Source organism: Thiosulfativibrio zosterae, from assembly GCF_011398155.1.
Taxonomy (GTDB): domain Bacteria; phylum Pseudomonadota; class Gammaproteobacteria; order Thiomicrospirales; family Thiomicrospiraceae; genus Thiosulfativibrio; species Thiosulfativibrio zosterae.
This window is the reverse complement of record NZ_AP021888.1, coordinates 2608101-2624794: the sequence shown is the minus strand read 5'-3', so window position 1 is coordinate 2624794 and position 16694 is coordinate 2608101. Positions and strand designations below refer to the sequence as shown.

Below are 16694 nucleotides of genomic sequence, written 5' to 3'. Positions count from 1 at the left end.
TCCGTGTGAAATTCATACAATCGATAGGCCTATCTTTTTGGGTGTTAGGACTGGCGGCTTGTCAGTCGTCAACTGAGTCGGCAGAGGTGTTGCCAAGCGTTCCTTTGGTAAAAACCCAAACTTTAAGTGGTGCGACACAATTGCCTGACTGGCAGCTGAGTGGCGTGGTCACGGCGCGTTATCAAACCCCCATCAGTTTTCGCGTGGGCGGTCAAATCGCTGAGCGTTTGGTGGAAGTAGGGGATGCGGTGCAAGCTAATCAAGTGCTCTTTAAGCTGGATCCGACCGACTTTGCCCTGGCCTTAGAGGTTACCTCCGCCAATATCCGCGCCACTGAGTCTGAGTTGGAAAACGCCAAAATGGAATTGGCGCGTTTGCAAAAGTTGGTACAGCGCAATCTGACCTCTGAGCAAAATGTCGACCAAGCCAAAAATGCCCTCACGGTGTTGCAAGAACGCTTAAAAGCACAACAACTCCAAGAAACCCAAACCCGCAATCAACTCGCATATGCCGCTTTAAAATCACCAGGCCTGGGCAAAATTGTGGCGATTTCGGCTGAAAAAGGTCAAGTGGTTGCCGCGGGAACACCCCTAGCAACCTGGGTGGGTGCCGATGCACTTGAAGTCAGTGTGCAGGTACCAGAAAGTCGCTTAAAGGATTTGCCTCAGCAGGCACAACTTCAAATGGGCGCACAAACCTTAACCTTGAATTTGCGAGAGGTTTCTCCGCAAGCCGACCCAATCAGCCGCACTTGGACAGCTCGTTTTACTTTACCCGCCGACAGCTCTTTAGCCTTAGGGCAAACGGCGCAATTGCGTTTTGCCAGCGCCGTGACTCAAATTCAAATTCCCAATACGGCTATTTATGAAAAAGGCGACTTTGTGTCTATTTGGGCGGTGAAAGACAGCAAGGTGACTCGTGTGCCGGTCAAGGTGCTTAAAATGTCAGAGCGTTCGGCTTGGGTGCAGGGCGATTTCAGTCAGGTTGAAAAAATGGTCACCCTAGGGGTGCATCAACTCAACGAAGGTCAGGCCATTCGGGAGTCGGCAGAATGATGAATCGTTGGAATGTTTCTGCCTATGCCGTCAAAGAACAATCATTAACGCTCTACTTCATCATCGTGGTCGCCTTGGCCGGTATCTATGCGTTTTTGCACATGGGGCGCGCTGAAGATCCGTCTTTTAACATTAATACGATGGTGGTTTCGGCGACCTGGCCAGGGGCAACCGCCGCCGAAATGCAAGACCAGGTGGCCGATCCGCTGGAAAAACGCCTAGAAGAAATTTTGTATTTTGATCGTGTGGAAACCAAAGCCCGCGCCGGTCGTGTCGATTTATTGGTGACCTTTGCTGAGAACACCCCCATGGACATGACCCAAGAACTGTATTACCAAGTGCGTAAACGCTTGGGCGATGAAGCGAGTCGTTTACCTAAGGGCGTGATAGGGCCAGTCTTTAATGATGATTTTGAAGATGTCTTTTTTACCCTCTATAGTTTAACGGCAGATAACTGGCCGCAAGACAAACTGGTGCGCGAAGCCGACAAGTTGCAAATTGCGCTGCGCCAAGTGCAAGGCGTTAAAAAAGTGTCGTTGTTGGGTGAACAAGCCCCCAAGTTATTTATTGACTTAGACACAGTGCGCATCTCGCAAATGGGTTTAAATCTCACCCAAGTGCAACAAGCGATTGATGCACAACTGGCGGTCACCTCGGCTGGCTTTATCGAAACCCAAGGGCCGCGCTTATACATTCGTTTAAAAAGTGATCAGCTCAATCTGTCTGCCCATGAGCAAAATGTGCTGCGTTTGCAAAATACGCCTTTGCTTTTAGGCACTCAACAAATCTTATTAAAAGACATCGCTGAGATTAAGCAAGGCTTTGAAGAACCACCGAGTTATGTGATTCGCAATAAAGGCGAACCGGCTTTGTTGGTGGGTGTGGTCATGAAACCTAAGGTGGATGGTTTAAAACTTGAGGCGGCCTTGCAATCCTTTGAAAAAGCCTATGAACAACAACTGCCATTGGGCTTAAAAATTGAAAAGGTCACCAACCAAGCCGATGCCATTCATGGTGCGGTATCGACTTTTCAGCTGAAATTTGTCACCGCTTTGGGTGTGGTTTTGGTCGTCAGTTTGTTGGCGTTAGGTTTTAGAGCCGGATTGATTGTGTCTTTGGCTGTGCCTTTAACGCTGGGCATGACCTTTTTGTTTATGTATTTAAATGGCCTTAACTTTGACCGCATCACCCTCGGTGCCTTGATTATTTCACTGGGTTTATTGGTGGATGACGCCATTATTGCCATAGAAATGATGCTGGTCAAAATGGAAGAGGGCATGGACAAGGCCAAAGCCGCTGCCTATGCTTGGACAGTAACCGCTGCCCCGATGTTGGTGGGTACTTTAGTCACCGTGGTGGGTTTTTTGCCAATCGGTTTGGCGCAATCACGCGTGGGTGAATATGCCGGCGGCATCTTTTGGGTGTTAGGCATTACCTTAATCGCATCCTGGATAGTGGCGGTGACCTTTACGCCTTATTTGGGGGTGAAATTATTACCTAATCCTAATCCTAATCCAAAGCCAAATTTAGATTCAAAAACAACCAGCACCCTAAAGGGCATAAAACCTGGTCAAAATTCAGCCGAAAATGTGCATAAAAGTGTCTATGACTCGAAAGGCTACCGGGCTTTGCGTCAAGTGATTACCGGCTGTTTGCGTTATAAGTTTGTGGTGGTTGCCATTACCTTGCTGTTGTTTGTTTTGGCGGCAGTGGGCATGGGCAAATTTGTGGCCAAACAATTCTTCCCCAGTTCGGATCGCCCTGAGCTCATGGTGGATGTCACCCTGCCAGAAGGCACGGCGATTCAAGTGACCGATGCGGTGACCCAACGCCTAGAAGCCTTAATTAATGGGCATGAAGAAGTGAAATCTTTGTCGTCTTATATTGGACAGGGTGCGCCGCGTTTCTTCTTGGCACTGAACCCCGAAATGCCTAATTCAGCTTTTGCCAAAATTATTGTGGTCACCCACGATAAAAATGCTCGAGATGCTTTGCAGAGTAAATTGCAAACCCTCATCAATCAAGGCGCTTTCCCCGAAGCTCGGGTGCGCGTGCATCCTTTATTGTTTGGTCCGCCAGTGGCTTGGCCAGTCACCTTTAGAGTGGTCGGGCCCGATGCCCAAGAATTGCGACGCATAGCCGAAGACCTTCGCCAATTGATTGCCAAGCAAGATTTTGCGATTGACCCGCATTTGCAATGGGGACAAAGAGCGCCTATTTTAAATGTGGTGTTCAACAATGCGCGCTTGGCACAATTGGGCTTAACGCCACAAGCCGTGGCGCAACAACTGCAAGCGCAGTTGCAAGGGGTTGCGGTATCGCAGGTGCGTGATCACATTCGCACCTTGGCGGTTATTCTGCGAGCCGACCAAGCCACGCGCACTCAAGTGGCGCAACTCAATGGTTTGATGATTCAAACGCCTTCTGGGCAAAGCTTGCCACTTGAACAGTTGGGCAAATTAGAAGTCGATTTTGAAGAACCCATTTTAGAGCGCCGTAACCGCGAGTTGTATTTATCGGTTAACAGTGAAGTCATTCCAGGTGTTCAACCGCCTGTGGCAACTGCGCTGATTCAAGCGCAAATGCAGCCGCTAATCGATGCCTTGCCCTTTGGTTATCGTATTGATGTGGGCGGTTCGGTTGAAGAATCTGCCAAAGGGGAATTCTCTATTCAAGCCATGATGCCCGTGATGTTATTGGTGCTAACACTGTTGTTAATGGTGTACTTAAAATCCTTTAGCAGTCTGTTTATGGTGATGGTGACCGCGCCTTTAGGTTTGATTGGTGCGGTGGCGGCGATGATTTTGTTTAATCAGCCATTTGGTTTTGTCGCCAATTTGGGGCTCATTGGTTTGGGGGGTATTTTGATGCGTAACACCCTTATTTTAACCGGTCAAATTGACGAAAACTTAAAGCACGGTTTAGACATGAGCGAGGCGGTGATTGATGCCACCATTCGCCGAGCGCGTCCGGTGGTGTTAACAGCGGTGGCGGCCATGTTGGCGTTTATCCCGCTAACCACTTCCACTTTTTGGGGGCCAATGGCTTATGTATTGATTGGCGGCATAGGCGTGGGCACCTTCTTAACGCTGCTTTTTTTACCAGCGTTATATGCGGTGTGGTTTAGGGTAAAAATAGTTTCATAATCAAAAACATGAAAACTTTGGCAAGTTGGTGTCCATTTTGCTAAAGTGATTTCTATATTTTGAGCCGAGAGATAGAAGGAAGCGTTATGCGTAATAATCAGCCAGTGACAAACAATGAATATGTCATTCCAGAAGGGCAAATGCTGGTTTCAAAAACCGATTTGCAAGGCACCATTACCTATGCCAACGAAGTGTTTGTTGCCGCCAGTGGTTACGAACTGGAAGAACTGGTGGGTAAACCGCATAACTTGCTGCGTCACCCAGATGTGCCAGAACAAGTCTTTGCAGACTTTTGGGGCACCATTCAAAGTGGCCGCCCTTGGAATCAAATTGTTAAGAATCGCCGTAAGAATGGCGATTTTTATTGGGTTGAAGCCAATGCCACGCCCATTATAGAATCCGGCAAAATTACCGGCTATATCAGTGTCAGAATGCCCGCCACTCGTGAGCAAATTAAGGGTGCTGAAGCAGCTTACGCCGCGGTTAAGGCAGGTAAGGTTAAATTGCGTCATGGTGTGCCAGACTCTCTCTATGCGCGTTTCAATCCCCTAGCCCATTGGCCACCTCTAGTTACGATCATTCCCGCAACCATCATTGCGATTACCAATGAATTCTTATCCTATTTCTTCGATATCGACTCGGAAATTTTAAATCTGTCGGTGATAGTGCTCACGCTGATTTCGGCCATGCATGTCATGTATTATTTGCACCGCATTCAAGAAGCCATTGAAGCGGTTGATGACCTAACCAATGGCCATTTAACGGGTAAAATCAATACGCACGGTGCGAATACCGCTGGCACCATGAACCGTCGTTTAAAAACCATGCAAACGCGGTTGGCCGCACAGCAAAACGAAATCAATGTCGAAGCACGCTTTTCAAAACGCATGATGTCGGGTATGGATGATTTAAAAACCTACATTATGTTGTCCGACCAAAACGGCACCATTGTATTTATGAATGCCTCCTTAATCGAATTCTTAAAACCGATTGAAGCCATTATTCAAAAAGATGTGCCCGATTTTAATTTGAAAAAATTAACCGGCAAAAATATCGGCTGCTTATTCAGAAACGACATGGATATTCTGATGGCTTGTTTAGACTTAAAAGAGCCTAAAACCTTTAAGTTTAATTTCTATTCCGCTGAAGTACAGTTGTCTATGACGCCTATTTTTGATGGCAATGGCAAATCTTTAGGGGTGGCGATTGAATGGCAAGATATTTTCCAAGAGTTGTTTGTGCAAAACAGCATCAAAACTTTGGTATCAGATGCCAGAAACGGCAAACTACATACCCGTTTAGATGCCTCTCAGTTAAGCGGTTTTTATAAAGACCTTTGCTTAGACATCAACTCCTTAATGCAAAATTTACAATCCACCCTCAGTGATATCTCGATTCTAATTGGTGGTTTACCCGCTAAAAACTTAACCCTAAAGGCGCAAAGACAACACCAAGGGCAATATGGTTGGACCATTAAAAGTTTGGGCGCAGGGATTGAATCTTTAAGAACCTCCTTCTGTAGCTTTAATAATCAAGCCAAAGAAGTGTCGCATTCGGCCGAGCATGTGTCCGAAAGTAACGAGATGTTGTCCAGCTCTATTAAAGCGCAAGCGGATGAACTTCAAAAAACCGCCGTAGCCATGAACCTATTAACCCAAAAGGTAAACGAAACCACCGAACAAGCTAAGGTATCTAATCAGCTGGCCATTCAAACCGAAGCGGGGGTTCAAGAAAGCAATCGCAATATGCAAGAAGCCATCACCGCTATGGCGGAAATTGCCGAGGTGAGTCAAAAAATTACCGGCATTGTAACTTTGATTGACAGTATTGCTTTTCAAACCAACCTTTTGGCATTGAATGCAGCGGTAGAGGCCGCCAGAGCCGGTGAACATGGTCGTGGATTTGCCGTGGTTGCAGGAGAGGTGAGAAATCTTGCACAAAAGTCAGCGGATGCTGCGAGAGAGATTAACGGTTTAATTGGCATGACCGCCGAAAAGATTGCCCAAGGAACAGAAAAAGTTCAAGCCACCGGGACATCCTTAGAGTCCATCATTAACCAAGTCACTGACATGACCGCCAATATTCGTCATATCTCTGAAAACGCGCAACAGCAAGCGCGCCAAATTCATGATGTGAATCAATCGATTATCAGCTTAGATAAATCAGCCAGTGAAAACTCAACGCTGGTACTAGAAAACGCCTCTCTTGCCGAGTATTTGGGCGATGTGGCTAAAAATATGGATGCCTTGGTTGGCTCGTTCCAACTGGGGGATTGCGAAACGGTTCAACGCGCTACGCAAGACCAAGCTGAAAGCCAGTATCTGGTCTTGGTGGTGGATGACAATGTCTCCAATCAAAAAGTGGCGGTGATGTTGTTGACCAAAATGGGTTATCACACCAAAGTAGCGGCAAACGGTCGAGAAGCCATTACCCAATGTCAACGCTACAATCCGGCGGCTATTTTGATGGATATTGAAATGCCCGTGATGAATGGGATAGAGGCAACCAAAGCTATCCGTAAAACGGGTTATCAAAAACCCATCCTAGCCTACACGGGTCATGGTGCGGATTTTGAAAAAACCATTATGTCATCTGGCATGAAAGACATCGTTCATAAACCGGTTAAACCAGAAGAACTCATGTCTAAGCTGATTAAAGCGGGTTGCAAACCCAATACCAACTCAGTTGAAGCCGTTAAATGTCGTCGTGAGAAACTAGTGGCCAAATCCGATTTAGCCAAACAATTTGACACCATGGTCAAAGCCCATTTAGGCTGGAAGAGCAAAATTCGCAGCTTTATTGATGGCGCAGACATAGGCGTGACCTATGAAAGTGCCATAGACCATACCGCTTGTGCTTTAGGTAAATGGTATTACGGCTCACAAGGCCAAGCGTTGATGCACTTGCCATCCATGAAAGCTTTGGGTGAAGAACATGCCGCCATGCATGCGCTCATCAAAACCATTATGGATGCCTTTAGCATAGACGATTATGAAGTCCTAGAAAAAGGCGTAACCGATTTGGATGCGCAATCAGACAAGGTGGTTGAATTGTTAGGGCAGTTAATGGAGCAAACGGCGGCTTAAGTCCGCTTTATGCCAATGCCGCCGCCATTCAAACCTGAAAATAGGCATGACTGGTTGGCGGATATCTAGGCGTTCTAGCAAAATTTTACGGCCTTTTATGATGGTTTTATAATGCTAAGCAACAACACCCCTCCCGCTACCCAAGTCCACTGTGACGAGAACAGCGCCCTGTGAGGGGTTTCTTGTTTTTGGAGGAGAGAAATTTGACAGAACAAATCGTAAATCAACTTACGGGTTATATTCCTCCAAACTTGCCTCTGCAACAAGACTTAGAAACCAAAGCCGTTTTAAAAAAAGCAATCACTGCCAATACTGCCTTAGCCAGATTAAATGGTGTCACGGCACTCATTCCAAATCAAGCGGTTCTTATTAACGCTTTGGTGCTTCAAGAAGCCAAAGACTCCAGCGAAATCGAAAATATCATAACTACTCATGATGATCTCTATCGCTCAAGTGTTGATGCCAGTGATTTATCGCAAGCGGTCAAAGAAGTCCGCCATTATGGTGAGGCCCTGCGTAAGGGGTTTGATTTGGTTTCTAACAACAAACTGCTTCTGGTTAAAGACATCGTGCAAATTCAATCGATCTTAGAAAAAAACGATGCCGGCATTCGCAAACAAGGTGGTACAACGCTTAGAAATGACCAAACAGGCGAAGTGATTTTTACCCCACCACAACAGGAAAACGACATACGCAATGCGCTGAGTAATCTAGAACAATACATCAATAATCCAGAATTAGACGATATTGACCCTTTAATCAAAATGGCGGTCATTCATCATCAGTTTGAGACCATTCACCCATTTTATGATGGCAATGGTCGCACGGGTCGTATTTTGAATATTTTGTATCTTGTCTTGTCTGAATTGCTCGACCTGCCGATTTTATATCTCAGCCGCTTTATTACCACCCATAAAGCCGATTATTACCGCCTACTGCAAAGTGTTCGCAAAGAACAAACTTGGGAAGAATGGGTGTTGTTTATGTTGGAGGGGATTGAGCAAACCGCCAATCAAACCATTCAACTGATTCATCAAATAGATGAGCAGATGCAGACAACAGCCAGTGAGATTCAGCAATATTCAACTAAACTCTATTCCAAAGACCTGTTAGAGGCTTTATTCGTTCACCCTTATACCAAGATTGAATTTATCGAACATAGACTCAGCATTACTCGCCAAACGGCTTCTAAATATTTAAAACAATTAGAAGACATTGGCATACTGCACAGCACTCAAGTGGGAAATAGTAAGTTCTTTATCAACAAGCGTTTTTATGAATTACTGAGCCAACCCTTATAGTTCTAGTTGCCATGTTAAAAAAATCAGAAAAAAGTAACGCATTCAAAGCTTATGTTAATAAAAACAAAAAAAATTAACATAGACTGGTTGGTATGTTAAAAACAACCCAAAATACCCAATCAAAATTTTATGATCAGTTAGTCTGATATCTAGGTGTTCGAATTAGGAAGTTTTATGTTTTTAGAGCCGGTTGACACCGTTTGTGAAGAAATTGAGATAAAAAAAAGCAAATTCATTAGCTGGGCCAAAAAGGTTTTATCAAGGCAGGACGCTATGGATTTTGTTTTAGAGCTTAGAGCGCAATATCCAGATGCTCGGCATGTTTGCTGGGGATATTTAATAGGAGATCCTAATAATTCAACCAACTCGGGTTGTAATGATGACGGAGAACCCAGTGGAACCGCAGGAAAGCCGATATTAAGCCAAATTAACTACAGCAATATTGGTAATGTTGTGGTCGTGACAGTGAGATATTTTGGGGGAATTCGCCTAGGTGCTGGAGGTTTGGTTCGAGCCTACAGAGAGTCGGCACAAAAAGCTTTACAAGCATTGAAAACAGAGGAGTACACACCGCTAATCGATGTGACTTTGCTTTGCTCTTTTAATGAAGAGAACCATTTGCGGCGCTTAGTTGAATCCTTGTCTGGCCAGATTACTGATGCTCAATACAAAACAGAAGTTGCTTTAACGGTTAAGCTCCCAGAAAAGTCAAAGATTAAGCTTACCCAGAGTCTGGCTGGTTTTTCAGTTGAAGTTATCTTTAAAGACCGAACAACAAGCTAACAAAGTCTGTAAACATATTCGATGTCAATGCCCTATTTGTTTCACTCGCCATTTAAGGCGTCTTTTCCCGAAACCCACCAAACCGAGCTGTTACGCAAGCTCACCGATAACGCCATTTTATTTAAATCCTTAAATTAATCAAAATCGATTAAATCGAATATTCTGCTTAATTTTTAAATTAGGGTCAGAGTAACATTAAATTTTTGCTTTAATTTTACTCTGACCCCAATTAAAGGTGCCTTTTGTTGGGTTTTTCCCTGCTCAACGACCTTTTTTAACGCCTTTTCTTAAGATTCCAAATATCTTTAACTGGGTTGAGCCTGTTTATTTAGCGTCAATTAAGCTTTTATAAATTGAATTTGGGCTTGCGCATAAAAATAATTTAATTATTTTGCACAAAAGTAAATTAAATGATTTATAATTTGCCTTAAGTTCACTAAGTTCGATAAATACAGTAAGGATAGGTTGTGCAAGCGCAAGAGAAAGAACCACAATTTGAATTGCTTAAACTGTTTAAGTACCACACAGAGCAGCGCGAAGATTTTTTGAATGTGATTGAAATGTACTTTCAAAATTTAGAGGGCGTGGTGTTTTCTATGGATCAACTTAACCTAGAAGAAGACGGCACTAAACAATCTAAAGACATTTACCTGGGATTATTAAGTTTTCATTTGAACAAAATATTAATCCTGCAACGCAGTGCTGAAAAAAATGAATCTGATATGTTAGGTGCGGTAGGTTCAAAATTTTTAAACAGCGATTTAAATGAAATTCGCGACTTTGAAGTGCTGCGTTCTTTAATGCTGCTGGGCGGCGAGATGACACAAACCGCTGTGCAAAAACTGAGCAAATCTTTAACCGCGGTGCAGTCTTATCAACTGTATAGTGGTGAGCTCAGCAATCAGCAACTCATTGAAGTTTTTCAAGAGATAGGCCAAGAAATCGTGGGTTATTTAAGATCAAACATTGAGCAGATGCATCACCATAATAGCCATTGGCGTACCTGGATGGCAGCCTGTTGCAACAGCTTAAAATAAACGCAAACCATTAAATCGAATTCATTCAGGAAACCGTCTATGAAAAAAATACTCACCGTCGATGATTCAAGATCTATGTTGCAAATGGTCAGCATGACCTTGAGGGTGGCGAATTATGAAGTGCATGAAGCCGCAGATGGTGCCATTGCGTTTGCCATGGCACAACAACAGCAATTTGATGCCGTTATCACCGACATTAATATGCCCAATATGAATGGCATTGAGTTGGTCAAAGCCCTGAGAGGCTTGCCTGACTACAAATTTACCCCAGTTTTGTGCCTAACAACCGAATCGTCTGACGACATGAAAGGTCAAGGCAAAGCAGCGGGTGCTACGGGTTGGTTGGTTAAACCTTTTAGCCCAGAAAAACTGTTAGGCATTATCGAGCGCTTAATTTAAATAAGTCGTCTTTAAAAGAGTTATTATTAGAACATTCGCTTAAAAGCTAAGGTTTTTAGGCTACTTTCAAGTCTTTCCATAGGAGAAATATTATGGCTTGGTTTTATCATTTATCTATTCGCACCAAATTATTAAGTTTAATCGGCTTATTGCTCGTTTTAATGGGCATTATTGGGTTTATGGGGTTAAACAACACCTCTAAAGTCAATGATATGGCGGATGAGATGTATCAAAAAGAATTGTTAGGACTAAGCTACATTAAAGAAGCCAATATAGACCTGCTGTATCAATCTAGAGCGGTGCGTAACTTCTTATTAGCACAAACCGATGCCAGCATTGACCAGTCGCAATATTTGGATGCCTTGAAAAAATACCAAGATTTATTTGATGAGCATATTAAAAAAGCAGAGCCGTTGTTTTATACAGCGGCCGCTAAGCAAAAATTTGCAGAGCTCAATGAAAAAGGCAATCAGTTTGAAGCCTTTACAAACCGTGTGATTGAATTAGCACAATCTGAAAAAGCCAGTGGTGCCGTGCAAGAACAAGAGCGTCAAACCATTAAAATGGCTCTGATTGAAGGTCGTCAATTGGCAGATTCGGTGGATAACGCTATGACTGCCTTAACTGAGTTGAAAGAACAAAACGCTGCCGCGGCTAGCGTAGCCTCTACTCAGCTTTATGAGCAATCAAAGTTAATGATGACGGCGGTTTTATTGGGCGCGTTATTGTTAGGTTTAGTGATTGGTTTAATGGTGTCGGGGCGTATTAAAAACAATGTGGAAGGTTTGGTTAAGCAGATGGGCGAATTGGTTAAAACCCAAAACCTCAGCTTGCGTATGCCAAAACGCGATGATGACGAAACAGGCGACATCGCCGAAGCTTTGAATGGTTTACTAGAAACCTTTGCCAAAGGCATTGACGAAACCCAAAGCGTAGTAGAAGCCATTGCCAAAGCCGACTACCAAAAACGCATCGTGGGACAGTATCAAGGGGATTTACTAGAGCTTAAAGATGGGGTTAATGCCTCAGCAGAAAGTGTGTCTTTTATGATGGACGAACTCAGCAAAGTGATGGACGCACTGCACAATGGCAAGTTCGATATCAAAATGGATAAACGCGTTCCTAAAGGCTTTAGTAAGCAGGTCGAAGACGCCTTAAGCAGCATCAACCAAGTTGTTATTGAAATCAATGTCGCCATGCAAGAAATGAATCAAGGGGATTTTGAAGGTGAAATTACCGTTGATGCGCGCGGTGCATTGTTAAGTTTAAAAAATAATATTAACGGCTCGTTAAAAAATATGGCAATGGCCATTAGCGCCATCAGTGAAGTGGTAGAAGCTCAGGCCGCAGGTGATTTAACCAAAGAACTCCCATCTGGGACTTTTAAAGGTCAATTGCACGATTTGAAAAATGCCATCAACTATTCATCTGCCAAAGTGCGTGAAGTGGTTCAAGTGGCCATTGAAGCCTCTCAAGTGGTCAGCGGCGCGGCACAAGAAGTATCGCAAGGCTCTTTAGATTTAAGCCAATCGGTACAAGAGCAAGCGGCGGCGTTAGAGCAAACTTCTGCCACCATGAATGAAATGAACAGCCAGGTGCAAAGCAGCAGCGCCAATGCCAAAGAAGCGACCAATGTTGCTAAAACAGTTCAGAAAAAAGCCCATGATGGGGTCGGTGTTATGCGCCAAACCATTACCGCTATGACAGCGATTGAAGAATCGAGCCACAAAATTTCTGACATTGTTTCTTTGATTGACGGCATTGCTTTCCAAACCAACTTGTTAGCCCTAAACGCAGCCGTAGAAGCCGCCAGAGCGGGTGATCATGGGCGAGGATTTGCGGTGGTTGCGGGCGAAGTGCGTAATTTGGCACAAAAGTCTGCCGAAGCCGCTAAAGACATTAAAGTGCTGATTGATGAAACCGTACAACGTGTTGGACAAGGTTCTCGTTTAGCAACCGAATCTGGGGATATGTTGAATGATATCAACACCTCAATTGAATCGGTCACCAAAATGATGGACGAAATCGCCCAAGCAGCGGCTGAACAAGCAGATGGTGTGCACCAAGTGCATCAAGCCATTACGCAAATTGATGGAGTCACTCAGCAAAATGCGGCCTTGGTTGAAGAAACCAGTGCGGCCTCAGAAAGTTTGAGCGAGCAAGCGCGTCTATTACAAAAAGAAATGTCATTCTTCCGTATCGGTGCACACAGTAATGCCTCGTATAACTCACAGTCCAAGGCCGCGGTAAAAACACCCGCTTTGGCAGCGCCTAAAGCGGCTGTAAAACCAGTGCAAAAACAACCAGGCCTGGTTAAAAATACGCCAAAATTAGCCGCACCAGCACCCAAAGCTTTGAGTGCAAAATCGCAAGGCAATAGTGACGAGTGGGGAGAGTTTTAATGGAAGCCTCAGTCAGCTCAGCCAGCACAAGTGCTGGCAATGAAGCCAGCTTTGTAGCCTCAACCCAGGCAGCAGAGCAGGTGCTCACCTTTGTGTTAGGGCGTGAAACCTATGGTTTAGACATTTTGCGTGTGCAAGAAATTAGGGGGTGGGAACCCCCAACCCAATTGCCGCAGATGCCGCATTATGTCAAAGGCGTGATTAATATGCGTGGCGCGGTGATTCCAATAGTGGATTTGCGTCAGCGCTTTGAGATAGGTCAACCAACTTATGATGATTCAACTGTCGTCATTATCACCAAAATGCGAGCTACGGATAAAATAGAAGGCAAGCAGATAGAAAAAACCATCGGCATGGTAGTAGACGGTGTGAGCGATGTCGAAAGTGTTGATATGCAACAATTACAACCAGCCCCCGCCTTTAGTGAAGCAGGGCAGGTGGGTGAGCAGTTTATTAAAGGCTTGGCCAATGTCGCAGAAGCGCAATCCGCAGACGATAAAATGATTATTGTCTTAAATGTGGATGCGTTAATTCATCAAGGAATTTTTAATCAACTCAGACATTAAAGAGCGCATAAAGCAGAGCAGTTAGATAAGTTCGGAGGTCAGGATGAATATTGCAATGAAAGAAGGCATGGATGAGGCTAAAAAGTTGATTCAGAATCTTAAAATTCAAAGTATGCCGCCCGAAATTTATCAGTTGGATGAACTCATGTTGGCGGAAAAACCCAACATGAATCAGATTGCGAATTTGTTGTCTAAAAACCCCGAAATTTTGGGCGAGTTTCTCAGCCTTGCCAATAAAATTTTGCAAAAGACCGAAGACGACCTCATTTTAGAAGCCTTAGCGGCGGTTAATTTATTAGGTTTGCAAGAAATTCAGCGTTTGTTTATCAGTTGCTATCTGCAAAAGAATTTGCCAGTGAGCGATGTCGATTTTAAACTCATCAAAAACTCAACCCGTTCGGGCATAGCCGCTGCAGAACTGTCTTACTGGGTGCCTGAGATAGGTCGCACCGAAGCCTATTTTATTGCTTTTTTACAAGATGTCGGCGCCATTTATATGATGCGTCACGACCCTGAAAACTATGCCGAACAATTTTTGAATCTACAACTGAGTAACCCTGTCACCGCTTATCAAGCCGAGCTAGATCATTACCACACCGCCCATAGTTTTGTGGGCAGCTTAGTGGCGCGGCGTTGGCACTTAGGTGATTTGTTGTGTAAAAGTTTGTTACTACATCATTACGATTCGCTAGAGGCGGTACAAAATTATGATGCCAAAGTTGCCAAAATGGTGGCTTTGATTCAGGTGTCTAATGTGCTGGTTTATCGCCAGTTTTCAGACCATTATGAAACCCATGAACAAAAACAAGTCTTTGATCATGCGGTAGAATTTTTAGCCTTGCAACCTAATGCCATCGAAGCGGCCAGTGCGGCACTCAAAAAATGGGGCTATGACGACCATGTTCATAAAGCAAGCCATTAAATAGCTTTAATGCCTTTCCTATAGATTAGGCTTTTGAGTTGTATAGATTTTATCCCCAAAAAATGTTTCAATAGCTGCAACTATTAAATGTAAATCATGGGGGCAGTCGATGTTCTGCACGAGTTATAAAAACCAACTTAACCAGCAATCTCAAGCCTTAGCTGAAAGCAAAGCCATGCTAGAAGCGCTTAACAAAACCAGCGCCATTATAGAATTTGACTTGTCTGGCCACATTCTTAACGCCAATCCCAATTTTTTGAACACTGTCGGCTACAGCCTGTCAGAGATTCAAGGCAAGCACCACCGCATTTTCATGTTAGATAAGGACGCCAATCAGCCTGAGTATGCGCAGTTTTGGCAAACCCTTAGTCGTGGCCAAGCCTTATCGCAACGCTTTAGACGCAAACAAAAAAATGGTGATGTGATTTGGTTAGAAGCCAGCTACAACCCAGTGTTTGATGCCAGCGGCAAACCCTATAAGGTGGTGAAATTTGCCACCAATATCACCGAGCAAGTGAAAGCAGAAATCGAAGCCAAAGCACAAATTGCGGCCATTCATAAAGTGATGGCGGTGATTGAGTTTGATAGCCAAGGCAATATTTTGACCGCCAATGACAATTTCTGCAAAACCATGGGATATTCCCTAGCTGAATTGCAGGGTCAGCATCACCGTATCTTTGCCAAACCCGAGTTTGCCCAATCGAGCGACTATCAAAATTTTTGGGCTCAACTGCGTTCTGGTCAAGCCTTTAGCGGAACTTACCAGCGTTTTGGAAAAAATGGCCGCGAAGTCTGGTTAGAGGCTTCTTATAATCCCATTAAAGACTGCGATGGCAAGGTGTGCAAAATTATCAAATACGCCACAGACATAGGTTCTAATGCCAACTCGCAATTGCTTGAGCGGGTGATAAAAGATGCCTCTAAGGTGATTTTGGCGATTCAAGAAGGCGATTTGACCGCCAGTATGCAAGTGCATACCGATGCCAAAAACCCCTCTATGTACGACAAAAACATTGTGCAGTTGGTCAATGCTATTCAAGCCATGTCATCCAAATTAAAATCGGTTATTGGTATTGCGGTGCAAGCCTCTGTCAGTGTGAGCAGCTCCTCTGCAGAGGTTAAACTCAGTGCCCATCAACTCAGCGGCAGTATGCAAGCCCAAGCCGCTGCGCTGGAAAATACCAGCACCAGCATGCGCCAAATGAATGAAGTCATTCAGGCAAATACGGCCAATGCGCAAAGTGCCTCACAAGTGGCGCAAGATGTGCAAGGCAAGTCGCGTCAAGGGGCGCAGGTTATGGGACAAACCCTGGATGCCATGAATCAAATTCAAGAGTCTAGCCGTAAGATTGCCGATATTGTTACCCTGATTGATGGCATTGCTTTTCAAACCAACCTATTGGCGCTGAATGCGGCAGTCGAAGCCGCGCGAGCCGGTGATCATGGGCGTGGATTTGCAGTGGTTGCCGGCGAAGTACGCAGTTTGGCACAAAAGTCTGCTGAAGCCGCCAAAGACATTAAAAAATTAATTGATGAAACGGTTGAACGCGTTAATCAAGGTTCAAGATTAGCCAGTCAGTCGGGCGAAGTCTTGCAAACGATTACTGAAGCGATTGGCTCGGTCACCAGCAAGGTCACCGAAATCGCAACCGCCTCGCTTGAACAAGCGCAAGGGATTCAGCAAGTGAATGGGTCGATTGCTCAAATTGAACAGGTATCGCAACAAAACGCCGCTTTAGTTGAAGAAACCAGTGCCGCAGCAGAAAGCATGAGTGAGCAAGCGCAAATCTTGCAAGAAGACATGGCGTTCTTTAAAACAGGCCAAGCGATGCCGACCATCAGTCGCCCTAAAGTGAGTGCAAATGTCAGTACAAAAGCGGCATTGCCCAAACCCGTTTTAGCGTCAAAAACGCCTCAAAAACAACCAGGCCTGGTTAAAAATCCCCCCAAAATCGTCAAAAAAGACGATGAATGGGATGACTTCTAAAAAGCCATAG

Annotated in this window: 11 protein-coding genes; all 11 read left to right on the top strand. The window is 44.6% G+C overall.

The annotated features are described in order from the left end of the window. Positions 1-5: 5 nt before the first annotated feature. The 11 genes from THMIRH_RS11960 to THMIRH_RS11910 all read left to right on the top strand — a co-directional run bounded on the left by THMIRH_RS11960 (position 6) and on the right by THMIRH_RS11910 (position 16684). On the top strand, positions 6-1055 hold the full coding sequence (locus THMIRH_RS11960; protein WP_173292315.1) for an efflux RND transporter periplasmic adaptor subunit: 1050 nt from the start codon (positions 6-8) through the stop codon (positions 1053-1055). Continuing rightward, positions 1052-4201, top strand: a complete 3150-nt coding sequence (locus tag THMIRH_RS11955; protein WP_243831455.1) for an efflux RND transporter permease subunit — start codon at positions 1052-1054, stop codon at positions 4199-4201. Before THMIRH_RS11960 ends, THMIRH_RS11955 begins: the two co-directional genes overlap by 4 nt. 86 nt (positions 4202-4287) lie before the next feature. After that, positions 4288-7287, top strand: coding sequence for a methyl-accepting chemotaxis protein (locus THMIRH_RS11950; RefSeq protein WP_173292314.1), 3000 nt, complete (start codon positions 4288-4290; stop codon positions 7285-7287). A gap of 203 nt (positions 7288-7490) precedes the next feature. Next, on the top strand, positions 7491-8588 hold the full coding sequence (locus THMIRH_RS11945) for a Fic family protein (RefSeq protein ID WP_243831454.1): 1098 nt from the start codon (positions 7491-7493) through the stop codon (positions 8586-8588). Positions 8589-8762: 174 nt separating this feature from the next. Beyond that, on the top strand, positions 8763-9371 hold the full coding sequence (locus THMIRH_RS11940) for a YigZ family protein (protein WP_173292313.1): 609 nt from the start codon (positions 8763-8765) through the stop codon (positions 9369-9371). Positions 9372-9838: 467 nt separating this feature from the next. Continuing rightward, positions 9839-10408, top strand: coding sequence for a hypothetical protein (locus THMIRH_RS11935; RefSeq protein WP_173292312.1), 570 nt, complete (start codon positions 9839-9841; stop codon positions 10406-10408). 39 nt (positions 10409-10447) lie between these two features. Continuing rightward, positions 10448-10807 (top strand): response regulator, encoded by a 360-nt coding sequence (locus THMIRH_RS11930; RefSeq protein WP_173292311.1) that lies wholly within the window; start codon positions 10448-10450, stop codon positions 10805-10807. Positions 10808-10899: 92 nt separating this feature from the next. After that, entirely contained in the window at positions 10900-13209 is a 2310-nt protein-coding gene (locus THMIRH_RS11925; RefSeq protein WP_173292310.1) for a HAMP domain-containing methyl-accepting chemotaxis protein, read from the top strand. After that, a complete protein-coding gene (locus THMIRH_RS11920; protein WP_173292309.1) occupies positions 13209-13775 on the top strand; it encodes a chemotaxis protein CheW in 567 nt (188 codons plus the stop codon). The genes THMIRH_RS11925 and THMIRH_RS11920 overlap by 1 nt, the downstream gene beginning before the upstream one ends. 43 nt (positions 13776-13818) lie before the next feature. Then, on the top strand, positions 13819-14697 hold the full coding sequence (locus THMIRH_RS11915; RefSeq protein WP_173292308.1) for an HDOD domain-containing protein: 879 nt from the start codon (positions 13819-13821) through the stop codon (positions 14695-14697). A gap of 109 nt (positions 14698-14806) precedes the next feature. After that, the gene (locus tag THMIRH_RS11910; protein ID WP_173292307.1) at positions 14807-16684 is read left to right on the top strand and encodes a methyl-accepting chemotaxis protein; all 1878 of its coding nucleotides are present in this window, start codon (positions 14807-14809) and stop codon (positions 16682-16684) included. Positions 16685-16694: the final 10 nt, after the last annotated feature.

Coding starts and splice junctions, on each gene's coding strand:
- THMIRH_RS11955 (WP_243831455.1), top strand. CDS start 1,052: ATGATGAATCGTTGGAATGTTTCTGCCTATGCCGTCAAAGAACAATCA.
- THMIRH_RS11950 (WP_173292314.1), top strand. CDS start 4,288: ATGCGTAATAATCAGCCAGTGACAAACAATGAATATGTCATTCCAGAA.
- THMIRH_RS11940 (WP_173292313.1), top strand. CDS start 8,763: ATGTTTTTAGAGCCGGTTGACACCGTTTGTGAAGAAATTGAGATAAAA.
- THMIRH_RS11930 (WP_173292311.1), top strand. CDS start 10,448: ATGAAAAAAATACTCACCGTCGATGATTCAAGATCTATGTTGCAAATG.
- THMIRH_RS11925 (WP_173292310.1), top strand. CDS start 10,900: ATGGCTTGGTTTTATCATTTATCTATTCGCACCAAATTATTAAGTTTA.
- THMIRH_RS11920 (WP_173292309.1), top strand. CDS start 13,209: ATGGAAGCCTCAGTCAGCTCAGCCAGCACAAGTGCTGGCAATGAAGCC.
- THMIRH_RS11915 (WP_173292308.1), top strand. CDS start 13,819: ATGAATATTGCAATGAAAGAAGGCATGGATGAGGCTAAAAAGTTGATT.
- THMIRH_RS11910 (WP_173292307.1), top strand. CDS start 14,807: ATGTTCTGCACGAGTTATAAAAACCAACTTAACCAGCAATCTCAAGCC.